10 protein-coding genes are annotated in these 12,467 nt (G+C 77.2%); 9 read left to right on the top strand and 1 reads right to left on the bottom strand.

Features of this window, described 5'->3' with window-relative positions:
- Positions 1-174 precede the first annotated feature (174 nt).
- Positions 175-1,158 (top strand): helix-turn-helix transcriptional regulator, encoded by a 984-nt coding sequence (locus tag ACZ6J5_RS17565; RefSeq protein WP_469392368.1) that lies wholly within the window; start codon positions 175-177, stop codon positions 1,156-1,158.
- 94 nt (positions 1,159-1,252) lie between these two features.
- On the opposite strand, the gene ACZ6J5_RS17560 is transcribed toward ACZ6J5_RS17565, so the two are convergent.
- Entirely contained in the window at positions 1,253-4,144 is a 2,892-nt protein-coding gene (locus ACZ6J5_RS17560; RefSeq protein ID WP_469392366.1) for an AAA family ATPase, read from the bottom strand.
- A 255-nt stretch (positions 4,145-4,399) separates the two neighbouring features.
- Here ACZ6J5_RS17560 and ACZ6J5_RS17555 point away from each other — a divergent pair, with 255 nt between their 5' ends.
- The 8 genes from ACZ6J5_RS17555 to ACZ6J5_RS17520 all read left to right on the top strand — a co-directional run bounded on the left by ACZ6J5_RS17555 (position 4,400) and on the right by ACZ6J5_RS17520 (position 12,385).
- Positions 4,400-5,863, top strand: coding sequence for an MFS transporter (locus ACZ6J5_RS17555; RefSeq protein WP_469392364.1), 1,464 nt, complete (start codon positions 4,400-4,402; stop codon positions 5,861-5,863).
- Between the two features lie 95 nt (positions 5,864-5,958).
- Positions 5,959-6,714: a (Fe-S)-binding protein gene (locus tag ACZ6J5_RS17550; protein WP_469392363.1), complete on the top strand. Its 756-nt coding sequence runs from the start codon at positions 5,959-5,961 to the stop codon at positions 6,712-6,714.
- Positions 6,711-8,216, top strand: coding sequence for a lactate utilization protein B (locus ACZ6J5_RS17545; RefSeq protein WP_469392361.1), 1,506 nt, complete (start codon positions 6,711-6,713; stop codon positions 8,214-8,216). The genes ACZ6J5_RS17550 and ACZ6J5_RS17545 overlap by 4 nt, the downstream gene beginning before the upstream one ends.
- The gene (locus ACZ6J5_RS17540; RefSeq protein ID WP_469392359.1) at positions 8,213-8,938 is read left to right on the top strand and encodes a LutC/YkgG family protein; all 726 of its coding nucleotides are present in this window, start codon (positions 8,213-8,215) and stop codon (positions 8,936-8,938) included. Before ACZ6J5_RS17545 ends, ACZ6J5_RS17540 begins: the two co-directional genes overlap by 4 nt.
- A gap of 153 nt (positions 8,939-9,091) precedes the next feature.
- The gene (locus ACZ6J5_RS17535; RefSeq protein ID WP_469392357.1) at positions 9,092-9,628 is read left to right on the top strand and encodes an EF-hand domain-containing protein; all 537 of its coding nucleotides are present in this window, start codon (positions 9,092-9,094) and stop codon (positions 9,626-9,628) included.
- Complete coding sequence (locus tag ACZ6J5_RS17530; RefSeq protein WP_469392355.1) at positions 9,628-10,716, top strand: isocitrate/isopropylmalate family dehydrogenase; 1,089 nt, start codon at positions 9,628-9,630, stop codon at positions 10,714-10,716. The genes ACZ6J5_RS17535 and ACZ6J5_RS17530 overlap by 1 nt, the downstream gene beginning before the upstream one ends.
- The gene (locus ACZ6J5_RS17525) at positions 10,713-11,426 is read left to right on the top strand and encodes a cysteine hydrolase family protein (protein WP_469392353.1); all 714 of its coding nucleotides are present in this window, start codon (positions 10,713-10,715) and stop codon (positions 11,424-11,426) included. Before ACZ6J5_RS17530 ends, ACZ6J5_RS17525 begins: the two co-directional genes overlap by 4 nt.
- Complete coding sequence (locus ACZ6J5_RS17520; protein WP_469392351.1) at positions 11,423-12,385, top strand: SAM-dependent methyltransferase; 963 nt, start codon at positions 11,423-11,425, stop codon at positions 12,383-12,385. Before ACZ6J5_RS17525 ends, ACZ6J5_RS17520 begins: the two co-directional genes overlap by 4 nt.
- Positions 12,386-12,467 lie beyond the last annotated feature (82 nt).

The following is a 12,467-nucleotide window of genomic DNA, read 5'->3' as shown; positions in this document are numbered from 1 at the left end:
GTGCCGGGCGGCGCGGGGCGGGGCGCGCCCCGCCCCCGTTCGCCGGGGCGCGCCGCGTGCCGCCGTGCTCGGCGTCGTGGTGGACGGTAGTACCCCGGAGCGGGCGTGGGGGCCGGAGCGTGCCAGTGGCACTGATCGGCCATCGTGGGGCGGGGAGGGCCGATAATGCGAGGCATGACGAACGCGCGACTCGGCGAGGCACTGCGGCTGCTCGGCATCGACGAGGCGGCGGTGCGGGTCTATCTGGCGCTCCTGGAGCGGGCCCCCGCGCCACTGGGCGAGATCGGCGGCGCGGCGGGGCTCGGCGGCGCGGCGCTGGCCGCCGCGTACGACGGGCTGGTCGAGGCCGGGCTGGCGAGCGCCGCCGAGGGGGCCGGGGACGTGGTGGCGCCGGTGCCGCCGGCGGCGGGCCTGGAGATCCTGGCCCGGCACCGGGCGGCGGAGCTGGAGGAGTCGCGGATCGCCGTCGGTGGCGCCTTCGACTCGTTCCGGCGGCACCGGCTGGCCGCGTACAACGACGACCTGGTGGAGGTCGTGACCGGCGAGGCCATCGGCCGGCGGATGCGGCACGCCTGGGCGAGCGCCCGGGAGCAGATCCGGCAGTTCGAGTCGCCGCCGTACGTGCCGCTGGTCGGCGTCACGGAGGACTCGCTGGCGACGCTGGCGCGGGGGGTGCGGCAGCGGGTCGTGTACGCGCGGGAGGCGCTGGAGCACCCGGGGCACCTGAAGGACGTGATCGAGCCGTGCATCGAGGCCGGGGAGCAGGCCCGGGTGCTGCCGTCGGTGCCGGTGAAGCTGCTGATCATCGACGAGGCGTACGCGCTGGTGTCGCTGTCCATCCGCGAGGCGGACGTGGTGAACACGATGCTGGTGGTGCAGCCGTGCGGGCTGCTGTCGGCGCTGGTGGCGCTGTTCGAGCAGTCCTGGCGGAACGCGCTGCCGTTCCACGGCCACGACGCGCGGCCGGGCGGGCTCGCGCCGTCCGACCGGCGGCTGCTGCGGCTGCTCGCGGGGGGCGCGAGCGACGAGGTGATCGCCCGCGAGCTGGGGATCAGCCGCCGCACGCTGTTCCGGCGGCTGCAGGTCCTGATGGCGCGGCTGGGCGCGGCGAACCGCTTCCAGATGGCCTTGCAGGCGCAGCGCTCCGGCTGGCTGTAGTCGGTGCGGAGCCGGTCCGGTGCCGGGTGTCCGGGTGTCCGGGTGGCCGGGTGTCCGGTCCGGTCCGGTCCGGCCTCCGGCGTCCGGCGTCCCGTCAGGCGTCCGGCCCGGCGGCGTCCCGTTCGAGGACCAGGCGGGTGAGCGCGACGCGGCTGGACAGGCCGAGTTTGGCGAAGATGTGGCGCAGGTGGCTGTCCACGGTGTGCGGGGAGAGCGAGAGGCGCGCCGCCGCCTCCCGGTTGGTGAGGCCGTCCGCGACGAGCCGGGCGACGGTGGTCTCGGAGCGGGTCAGCCGGCTCCAGGCGAGGGCGGCGAGCGGGGACGGCCCGGGCGCGGGCGGGACGTCCGGAGTCCTGCCGAGGTGGACGGCGATCCGGTCGGCGTCCCCGCGCGGGCCCGCCGTCGCGAACAGCTCGTGGGCCTCCCGGCCCGCCTCGGCCGCCTCGGCCGCGTGCCCGGCGCGCCGCAGCGCCGCGCCCAGGTCCTCCAGGGCGGCGGCGCGCAGCGGTACGCGGGGGCTCTCCCGGTACGCCTCGGCGGCGGCCCGCAGCGGGGCCGGGTCCCCGGCGAGCAGCCCGCGCGCGTGGCGGGCGGCGCCGGCCAGGGAGACGTGACCGGGGTTGCGGCGGGCCAGCGCCCCGGCGGCGTCCGCGACGCGTCCGGCGAGCGCGCGGTCCCCGGCACGCAGGGCGAGCCGGACCGTCCGGGGGGCGGCGCCGGGCTCCCGGGTGAAGAGCGGCACCGGCTCCGGCAGGCCGTCCAGGAGGGGGACCAGGGCCTCCAGGGCCCGCTCGGGGCGGCCCTCCGCCTCCCGCAGCAGGGCGGTGCACCAGGCCAGGTCCTCGGTACGGGAGCCGATGCCGTCCGCGTCGAGGCGCCGGGCGGCGTCGAGGCGGGCGCGCGCCGTCTCCACGTCGCCCGTGTGCAGGGCCAGCCGGGCGAGGAGGGTGAGCAGGGGCACGCCCATGGCCAGGGTGGTGAGCCGTTCGGCGGTCCGCAGGCCCGCCTCGGCCTCGGCGAGGGCGTCGTCGAGCAGTCCCCGGGCCAGCCACAGTTCGGCCCGGTGGTAGTGCCACAGGGGCCCTGACCAGGCGGTGCCGAAGCGGTGGGCCTCGCGCTGCCCGTACGCGTAGACGGCGGCGGCCTCGGTGAGCCGGTCGGCGGCCGTCAGGGCGGCGCCGAGCCACAGCCGGGGATGGAGCCGCGCGGCCTCGCCGCCCTGCTCGTCGGCCGTCCCGACGGCCTCTTCAGCGAGGGCGACGGCGCCGGAGAGGTCGCCGGCGGCCTGGGCGGCCATGCTGCGGGCCGCCGTGCCGAAGACCGCCGAGGGGTGTTCGGCGGCGCTCCGGGCGAGCCGCACCGCCCGCGCGGCGGCGCGCTCCGCCTCGCCGGGCCCGCCCGCGTTGAGCAGGGCGTGCGCCTGTACGGCGAGCACCCGGGCGCGCACCGCGTCGGGCACGCCGGGCAGGGCGAGGGCCCGTTCGGCGCAGCGGACGGCGGCGCGGTCCCGCCCGGCGTGCTTGAGGGCGGAGGCGAGTCCGTACAGCAGGGTGGCCTCGGTCTCGGGGGGCACCCCGGCCGCGAGCACGGTCTCGGCGAGCTCCCGCGCCTCGGCGATCCGCCCGGCGGCGGCGAGCAGTCCGACCGCCTCGGCGGCGAGCTGCGGGTGGGCGGGGTGGTCGGCGCCGATCGCGGCGAGGGTGCGCAGGGCCAGGCCGGCGGCGGTGCCCGGGGCGGTGCGGGCGAGCTCGGTGACGGTGGCGCGCAGCGCCTCGACGGCCGGTGCGGTCCAGCGCGCGCCGCCGCGCAGGAGGTGTTCGGCGACCTCGGCGGCGGGGCGGCCCTCGGCCCGCAGCACGGCGACCGCCTCGCGGTGCAGCACCTCGCGGACGGGCCCGGGGAGGGCGGCGAGCACGGATTCGCGGATCAGGTCGTGCCGGAAGGCCAGTTCGGGGCCGCTCTCCAGGAGCACGTCCTGCCGCAGCGCCTCCTCGGCGGCGGCGACCAGGGCGACGGCCGGGCGGCCCCAGAGCCCGGCGGCCTCGTGCAGCGTGAACGGCCGCCCGAGGACGGCGCCCGCTCGCAGCAGCCGGTGGGCGTCCTCCGACAGCCCGCGCAGGTGCCGCCGGACGGCGTCGGGGAAGCCGGGCGGGAGCGCGGGGGCGGGCGGGGGTACGGGGGCGGGCGGGAGCGCGGGGGCGGGCGGGAACCCGGGCGCGGGCGGGAGCGCGGCGGGCCCGTCGGCGGGCGGACCGCCGGCCACCAGGGCCTCCACGAGGAAGGGGTTGCCCCCGCAGCGGTGGGCCAGGGCGAGGAGCCCGGGGTCGGGTGCGGTGCCGAGGAGGTCCCGGCACAGGGCGTGGACCGACGCGTCGTCGAGCGGGCCGGGGACGAGGTGTCCGGCCCCTTCCTGGAGGAGCAGGTCCACGGCGCCGCGCCCGGGGGTGCCGGGCGGCGTGGTACGGGCCGCGAGGAGCCACAGGACGGGCGAGGCGCGCAGCGCGGGGACCAGCAGGCGCAGGGCCAGCGCGGTGAGTTCGTCGGCCCACTGGACGTTGTCGAGGGCGATCAGGAGCGGGCCCCGGGCGGCGTGGCGCTCCAGCAGTTCGCCGAGCCGGTCGACGAGCCGGAAGCGGTGGGCGACGTGGCCGCCGAGCCGGTCCGGCCCGGCGGCGGTCCGGGGGCCGTGCGTGGCGTGGCCGCCGAGCCGGTCGAGTCCGTCGACGGGCCGGGGGCCGCCGTTCCCGAGGGCGCCGAGCAGGGTGCTGAGCGGGGCGGCGCGGTCGAGTTCGGTGGCGCGGCCGGCGGCGGTGGCCATGCCCCGGGCGGCGGCGTCGGCGAGGGCGGCGGTGAGCAGCCGGGTCTTGCCGATGCCGGGCGGGCCCTCGACGACCAGGCAGCCGCCGGTGCCGGACGTCGCGGCGTCGAGTGCCGTGCGGACACGGGCCAGTTCGGCGTCCCTGCCGATCATGCGCACCCCGGGCATCCGCGTGTCCTCCCCCGCCTCGCGCCCCACGCTACCGGCCGCCCTCGCCGGGCGGCGCCCGGCTTTCCCCGCGCCCTCGCCGCCCACCGCGCCGTTGGCTCGAACACGTATGGCCGGACGGCCGGTTCGGGCCGGTTCGGTTCGGTGCCCAAGATCCCGGGATCACGTGATGTGCGGCCCCGCCCCGCCCCGGGAGGCTGCGTACACCGCCCCGGACGACCGGGGCTGGGGCCTGTGAGAGCGAGGGAGCAGCCGGTGACCACCGGACAGTACGAGAAGAACGCGACGGCCCGGGGCGGGGCGGGCACGGCGAGCGGGCGGCGGGCCCGGCTGGTCCTGGCGCTGGTGTGCGCCTGCCAGTTCATGGTGATCCTGGACTCGTCCATCGTGAACGTCGCCCTGCCCTCGGTCCGCGCGGACCTGGGGTTCACCGACACCGGGACCGCCTGGGTGGTGAACGGCTATCTGCTGGCCTTCGCCGGGCTCCTGCTGCTCGGGGGCCGGGCGGCCGACCTGGCGGGCGCGCGCCGGGTGCTGACCGCCGGTCTGCTGCTGTTCTCGGTGGCGAGCCTCGTCGGCGGTCTCGCGCCCACGCCCGGGGTGCTCGTCGCGGCGCGCGTGGCACAGGGCGTCGGCGCGGCGCTGACGGCCCCGGCGGCGCTCGCGGTCATCCACACGCACTTCACCGCACCGGGCGCGCGGGCGCGGGCGTTCGGTGCCTGGGCCTCCTCGGGCAGTGTGGGCGGGCTGGCGGGCGCGATCGTCGGGGGCGCGTTCACGACGGGTCTGTCCTGGCGCTGGGTCTTCCTGGTCAACGTCCCGGTCGGCGCGCTGCTGGTGGCCGTGGCCCTGACGCGGCTGTCCGCCGCGCGCCCGGCCCGCCGGGAGCCGGTCGACGTGCTCGGCGCGCTCACCGGCACCCTGGGGCTGGCCGCGCTGGTCTTCGGCGTCACCGGCATCGGGGACGAGGGCTGGAGCTCGGGCCCGGTCGTCGGCCCGGTCCTCGCCGGGCTGGCGCTGCTCGCCCTCTTCCTGGTGGTGGAGTCGCGGGCGTCCCACCCGATGGTGCCGCTCCGGCTGTTCCGGAGCCGGGCGGTCGCCGCGGGCAACGCGATGCTCCTGCTCTTCGGCGGGATCGCCATCGCCCTGTGGTACTTCACCGCTCTGTTCCTCCAGAACGTCCTCGGCTTCTCCGCGCTCCAGGCGGGGCTGGGCCAGACGCCCGCCGCCGTCGGCTTCATGGTGGTCGCCCGGTACGCCTCGGGGCGGCTCGCGACCGCCGGGGCGCGCGCCCTGATCCTGGCGGGCGGCGGCTGCTTCGTGGCGGGCTTCCTGTGGCTCTCGGCCGCCGGCCCCGGCAGCGGGTACGCGACCGGGGTGCTCGGCCCCACGCTGCTGGTCGCGGCCGGCATCGGGCTGACCTTCCCCACCCTGATGGCCGTGTCGACGGCCGGCGCCCCCGAGGAGTACGCGGGGACCGTCGGCGGACTCGCCACCACCGCGAACCAGGTGGGCGGTTCGGTCGGCCTCGCGGTGCTGGCGACGGCCGCGGGCGCGGAGGCGGCCGACGCGGCGCCGGGCACTCCGGCGGCCTCGGCCGCTGCGGCCGGATACGACCTGGTGTTCCTCGTCGCGGCGGGGCTGGCCGTCGCGATCGCCCTGATCGCCCCGCTGCTCCCGGGACGGACGGTCCGCCCGGAGCCGGCGGAGACGCCCTAGGGTGGGGCGGGTCCGCCCGGAGGACCCGCTCCGCCGGGTCCGCCCGCCGGGTCCGCCCGCCGGGTCCGCCCGGCCTCGCCGAAGAAGGAGCCGCGATGCGTGTCGCCCTGTTCCTCACCTGTGTCGACGACACGCTCCATCCGGACACCGGCCGGGCCGTGGTGCGGCTGCTGACCCGCCTCGGCGTGGACGTGGACTTCCCTGCCGGGCAGACCTGTTGCGGGCAGGCCCACTACAACTCCGGCTACCGTCATGAAGCCGAGCCGCTCGCCCGGCGCTTCGCCGAGGTCTTCGGCGGCTACGACGCGGTCGTGACCCCCTCCGGCTCCTGCGGGGCGATGGTGCGCGAGCTGTACCCGAGGCTGGGAGAGCGGGCCCGCGCGGAGGGGCGCGGCGGCGCGCTGGCGGCGACGCTGGCGCCGGTGGTGCCGAGGACGTACGAGCTGACGGAGTTCCTGGTGGACGTGCTGGGGGTGACGGACGTCGGCGCCTGGTATCCGCACCCGGTCACCTACCACCCCACCTGTCACGGGGCGCGCGGCCTCGGGCTCGGCGACCGGCCGCTGCGGCTGCTGCGGGCGGTGCGGGGCCTCGAACTGCGGGAGCTGCCGGGCGCGGAGGAGTGCTGCGGCTTCGGCGGGACCTTCGCGCTGAAGAACCCGGACGTGTCGGCCGCGATGGGCGCGGACAAGGTGCGTGCCGCCGAGTCCACCGGCGCCGAGGTGCTGTGCGCGGGCGACAACTCCTGCCTGACGCACCTGGGCGGCACGATGGCCCGGCTGCGGACGCGCCTTCGGCCGGTCCACCTCGCGGAGATCCTGGCGAGCACCGAAGCGGAGCCCCTGGCGTGACCGGCACCTTCGTCGGGATGCCGGCGTTCCCCGAGGCGGCCCGGGCGGCCGTGCGCGACGAGCGGCTGCGGGGCAATCTGCGGCACGCCACCCACACCATCCGGGCCAAGCGGGCCGCCGCCGTGGCGGAGGTGTCCGACTGGGCGGAGCTGCGCGAGGCGGGGCGGCGGGTCAAGGACCACACCCTGGGCCATCTCGACCGCTATCTGGAGAAGTTGGAGGCGGCGGTCACCGCGGCGGGCGGCACGGTCCACTGGGCGGCGGACGCGGCGGAGGCCAACCGGATCGTCACGGAGCTGGTGCTGGCGACCGGCGAGAAGGAGGTCGTCAAGGTCAAGTCGATGGCCACCCAGGAGATCGGCCTCAACGAGGCCCTGGAGGCGGCGGGCATCCGGGCCTACGAGACGGATCTGGCCGAGCTCATCGTGCAGTTGGGCCGGGACCGGCCCTCGCACATCCTGGTGCCCGCGATCCACCGCAACCGGACCGAGATCCGGGATACGTTCCGCTCCGAGATGAAGGAATGGGGCCGCCCGGCCCCGGCGGACCTCGGCGACTCCCCCGCCGAGCTGGCCGAGGCCGCCCGGCTGCACCTGCGGGAGAAGTTCCTGCGTGCCAAGGTCGGCGTGTCGGGCGCCAACTTCATGGTCGCGGAGACCGGCACGCTGGTCGTCGTCGAGTCCGAGGGCAACGGCCGGATGTGCCTGACCCTGCCGGAGACGCTGATCTCCGTCGTCGGCATCGAGAAGACGATCCCGACCTGGCGGGACCTGGAGGTCTTCCTCCAGACGCTGCCGCGCTCCTCGACCGCCGAGCGGATGAACCCGTACACCTCGATGTGGACCGGCACGGCCGGCGACGACGGCCCGAGGACCTTCCATCTGGTGCTGCTCGACAACGGGCGCACCGACACCCTCGCCGACGAGGTGGGCCGGCAGGCGCTGCGCTGCATCCGCTGCTCGGCCTGCCTCAACGTCTGCCCGGTGTACGAGCGGGCCGGCGGCCACGCGTACGGCTCGGTCTACCCGGGGCCGATCGGCGCGATCCTCAGCCCCCAGCTGCGCGGTACGGGCAGCGCCGTGGACGCCTCGCTGCCCTTCGCCTCCTCGCTGTGCGGGGCCTGTTACGAGGTCTGCCCGGTCGCCATCGACATCCCCGAGGTCCTGGTCCATCTGCGCGAGCGGGTGGTCCGGGGCGGTCCCGCGGTCCGCGAGGGGAACACGGTGGTGCTCCGCCCGGCGAAGGGGCGCGCCGCCGAGCGGGCGGCGATGCGCGCGGCCCGCTGGGCGTTCGGGCGGCCGGGCGTGCTGCGCACCGGGCAGCGGCTCGCGGCCCGCACCCGGCGGCTGCATCCGCGCACGCTGCCCGGCCCCGGCCGGGCCTGGACCGCGTCGCGGGAGCTGCCGGTCGTGCCGCCGGAACCGTTCCGGGACTGGTGGGAGCGGACCGGCGGCGGCCGGACCGGGACCGGCCCCGCGCGGGCCGGGGAGGAGTCGGAGTGAGCGGCAGGGAGCGGGTCCTGGGCCGGGTGCGGCGCGCCCTCGCGGGACTCCCAGAGGACTCCGTACCGTACGAGGAGGCCGTCGGGCGCGGCTATCTGCGGCGGCACGGCGAGCTGGACCCGGCGCGGACGGCGGACCTGCTCGCGGAGAACCTGGCCGACTACCGGGCGCTGGTGCACCGCTGCTCCGCCGACGCGCTGTCCGCGCTCATCGCGGGGCTGCTGGCGGCGCGGGGCGCGCGCACGGTGCTGGTGCCGGACGGCCTCGATCCGGGGTGGCTCGCCGGGAGCTCGGCCCGGCGGATCGCGGACCGGGCGGAGAGCACCCCGGCGGAGCTCGACCGGGTGGACAGCGTGGTCACCGGCTGCGCCCTGGCGATCGCGGAGACCGGGACGCTGGTGCTGGACGGCTCCGCGGGCCAGGGCCGGCGCCGCGTCACCCTCGTCCCCGACCACCACGTCTGCGTGGTGCGGGTCCCCGACCAGGTGGTGGCCTCGGTGCCGCTGGCGCTGGAGCGGCTGGATCCGGTCCGCCCGCTGACCTGGATCTCGGGCCCGTCGGCGACCAGCGACATCGAACTGGACCGGGTGGAGGGCGTGCACGGCCCTCGCACCCTGGAGGTCGTACTGGTCGAGGGCAAGGGCGAGGGCAGGGTCGAGGACGAGAGCAAGGTCAAGGTCGAGGTCGACGAGGACGAGGCGGACTCTTTCCCCTTCGGGTGACGGCTCACGCATCCGGTGGACGATTCCACTCATCCGGGTGTGCAGTGACGTTCCTTCACCGAATGCGCCCCGGGGGCGCCCGGAGAATGAGCCGACCGCCGGGGTGCGCCCGGCGCGCACTCCCCCCGACACCCGGAACAGAGGCGTATCCGCATGACCACCCCCCATGCCCTCGACCGCGTACGCGTCGTCTTCGAGCTCTTCGACGCCGACGGGAACGGGCACATCGAGCCCGAGGACTTCGCGCTGATGGGCAGCCGGACCGTCGCGGCGGTCCCGACGGCGGGCGACGCCGCCACCGCGCGGCTGCTCGACGCCTTCCAGCGCTACTGGAAGACGCTGGAGACCGAGCTGGACACCGACGGCGACGGACGGGTCAGCTTCGAGGAGTTCCAGGCCGTCGTGCTCTCCCCGGAGCGCTTCGACTCCACCGTCGACGAGTTCGCCGAGGCGCTCGCCGACATGGGCGACCCGGACGGCGACGGCTACGTCGACCGGCCCGAGTTCCTCGCCCTGATGACCGCCATCGGCTTCGACGAGGCCAACATCGAGGCCCTGTTCGACGCCTTCGAGCCCGTCGAGGGCGACCGCATCCCCGTCGCCACCTGGGCCGACGGCATCCGGGACTACTACCGGCCCGAGAAGGCCGGCATCCCCGGCGACCGCCTGACCGACGCCTCGGACCGCTGATGCCCGCCGCCCCGGCGACCGCCCCCACGGTCGGCCTCGCGGTCGGCCGGGGCACCGGCGCCGAACTCGCCGAGGTCTTCGAACGCGTCCTCGGCGCCCTCACCGCCGCGCTCCCGCACGGCGTCCGGATCGCACGCTCCCCGCGCGTCTACCACTCGTACGTCTCCCTCCGCGACGGCCACGACGTCGAGCGCATCCGCGAGCTGACGGCCGAGGACGCCGACCACTACGAGCGCTTCTGCCGCGCGCTGGCCGCGTCCGGCACCCCGGCCGTCTTCCGCACCGCGATCAACGCCCAGTCCCTCTACCTGGTCCGGCGCAGACTGCGGGCCGTCAAGGTGGACCTGCTCAGCGAGGGGACGAGCTCCCTGCTGCTCGTCCGCGACCAGGCCCAGGGCTTCTACACCGGCGAGAACCGGCACTCCCCGGGCGAGGTGGTCCGCACCCTCACCTTCAGCCGGGAGGTCACCGAGGCGGTCGTCCGGCACGCCCTGGAGCGGGCCCGCCGGGAGTGGCCGGACGGGGACGTCGGACGGATCGTCATGGCGTACAAGTTCCACCTCCTCGACGGCGCCTTCGACACCTGGGTCGCCGAGCTCGCGGACCGGCTCGGGGTGCGGATCGAGGTCTTCCAGCCCGACACCGTCAACCGCAACCTGCTGGCCCACGGGCTGCCCGGGCGCACCCTGCTCATCGCCGGGAACGAGTGGGCCGACATCATGCACGTGATGCTGCTCGACCGGTTCGGCTCCGCCCGGCAGGAGAACCGGTGCACGGAGAACGTCTGCCTCGACCCCGGGGCGGCCGGCCTCGTCGAGTACCAGACCGTGCACGGCTCCGCCGACGACCTCGCCGGGCGCGACCTGGTCAACCCGGTGGCGACGGTCCGGGCCGCGGCCCTCGTCGCCGAGCGCCACTGCGGCGTCCCCGGCGCCGTCGCGGCGGTCGAACGGGCCCTCGCCGCGCTGGACGAGCAGGGCGTCGGCACGCCCGACCTCGGCGGCCGGCACACCACCACCGGCGTCGTCGACGCGCTGCTCGACGCCGTCGGGACACACCGGCCCGCCGCCCTGGTCGGTGAGCCGTGACGGTCCCCCCGGCCCCCACGGGCACGGCCCTGGTCGTCGTGGACCTGCAGAACGACTTCTGCGCCACCCCGGTGGCCCGGGCCCGCTTCAGCGGCTCCCCCGCCGACCTGGACACAGCCGTCACCGGCACCGTACGGGCCGTGGCGGCGGCCCGGCGGCGGGGCGTGGAGGTCGTCTTCGTGCGCTTCCTCGGCGACCCCGCCTTCCAGGGCGAGAGCTGGCGCTCCCGCGACCGGCGGCTCGGCAAGGAGCCCAAGTGCCTGGAGGGCTCGTACGGCGCCGAGTTCACCGGCGTCGACCCGGCGCCCGGGGAACGCGTCTTCACCAAGCGCGCCTGCTTCGACGCCTTCCTCGCCGAGGGCTTCGGCGCGCACCTGGCCGCCCGGGGCGTCGGGCACCTCGTGCTCGCCGGGCTGTTCGCCGACGTGTGCGTGGACTCCACCGCCCGCACCGCCTTCCAGCGGGGCCTCCACCTCACCGTCCTGACCGAGTGCACCACCTCGCTCCACCTGCCGTACGACTCCGTCCTCCGCTTCATGCGGGCGGTCTACGGCGCCCGGACCACCACCGCCGACGACGCGGACGCCTGGACCGCGCCGCCGCCCCTGCCCGCGGCCGGGGGCGGGGGCGATGCCGGGACCGAGGCCGTGTCTCCGCCCGAGGCCGTGTCTCCGCCCGGGGCCGGGGCCGAACGGGCGGCGGCCGGATGACCGCCGCCGCCCGGACCGGCGCCCTCGTCGGCGGACCCGCCGCCGGCGTCAAGGGACCGGACTCCGGCGTCTCGGCGGGCGTGGGCCGCACCGCGCTCCTGGTGGCGGCGGCCCGCGCCATCGAGACCCACCGCCCCGACAGCCTCGCCCGGGACCCGCTCGCCGAACACTTCGTGCGCGCCGCGCCCGTCTCGGCCGACTGGCCGGTCCACCCCGACCAGGTGCCCGGCGGGACCGCCGACCCGCTCTGGGGCCGCCTCGGCCGCTACTTCGGTCTGCGCACCCGCGTCCTCGACGACCACCTGCTCGCCTCCGCGCGCGCCGGGGCACGCCAGGTGGTGCTGCTCGGCGCGGGTCTGGACTCCCGTGCGTACCGGCTTCCCTGGCCGCCCGGCGGCACCGTCCACGAGCTCGACACGGCCGGGGTGCTGGACTTCAAGCGGGAGGTGCTCGACCGCGTCGGCGCCGCCCCGACGGCGGAGCGCCGACCGCTCGCCGTCGACCTGCGGGAGGACTGGGAGCGGGTCCTGCTCGCCGACGGCTTCTCGCCCGGCCTGCGGACCGCCTGGCTCGCCGAGGGCCTGCTGCTCTATCTGCCCGCCGAGGCCGAACGGCGGCTCGTCGCCACCGTGGACCGGCTGAGCGCGCCCGGCAGCACCCTCGCGTACGAGATCAAGGAGATCGCCGAGCCGGCCGCCGTACGCCGCAACCCCGTGTACACGGCGGCCCGGGAGCGGCTCGGCATCGACCTGATCGCGCTCTTCGACACCCGCCCCCGGCCCGACTCGGCCGGGGAACTCGCCCGGCGGGGCTGGCGGGTGCGGGTGCGCGGCCCGTACGAGTTCACCGCCCTGCACGGGCGCGGGCCCCGCCCGGAGCCGGACGACGCCCTCGCGGTCAACCGCTGGGTCTTCGCGACGGCCACCGGCCACCGCCCCGCCCGCCCCGGCGGGAGCTGACCGCTCCCGCCCCCACGCCGCCGGTGCCCGCCCGCCCGCCGATCGGGCGGGCCCCGGTCCGACCCGGTCGGGGGAACCTGCC

This window comes from Streptomyces sp. NPDC042100 (assembly GCF_055582325.1).
This window is presented reverse-complemented; position numbering and strand designations above follow the sequence as displayed.

Coding starts and splice junctions, on each gene's coding strand:
- ACZ6J5_RS17530 (WP_469392355.1), top strand. CDS start 9,628: ATGCCCGCCGCCCCGGCGACCGCCCCCACGGTCGGCCTCGCGGTCGGC.
- ACZ6J5_RS17550 (WP_469392363.1), top strand. CDS start 5,959: ATGCGTGTCGCCCTGTTCCTCACCTGTGTCGACGACACGCTCCATCCG.
- ACZ6J5_RS17560 (WP_469392366.1), bottom strand. CDS start 4,144: ATGCCCGGGGTGCGCATGATCGGCAGGGACGCCGAACTGGCCCGTGTC.
- ACZ6J5_RS17565 (WP_469392368.1), top strand. CDS start 175: ATGACGAACGCGCGACTCGGCGAGGCACTGCGGCTGCTCGGCATCGAC.
- ACZ6J5_RS17520 (WP_469392351.1), top strand. CDS start 11,423: ATGACCGCCGCCGCCCGGACCGGCGCCCTCGTCGGCGGACCCGCCGCC.
- ACZ6J5_RS17535 (WP_469392357.1), top strand. CDS start 9,092: ATGACCACCCCCCATGCCCTCGACCGCGTACGCGTCGTCTTCGAGCTC.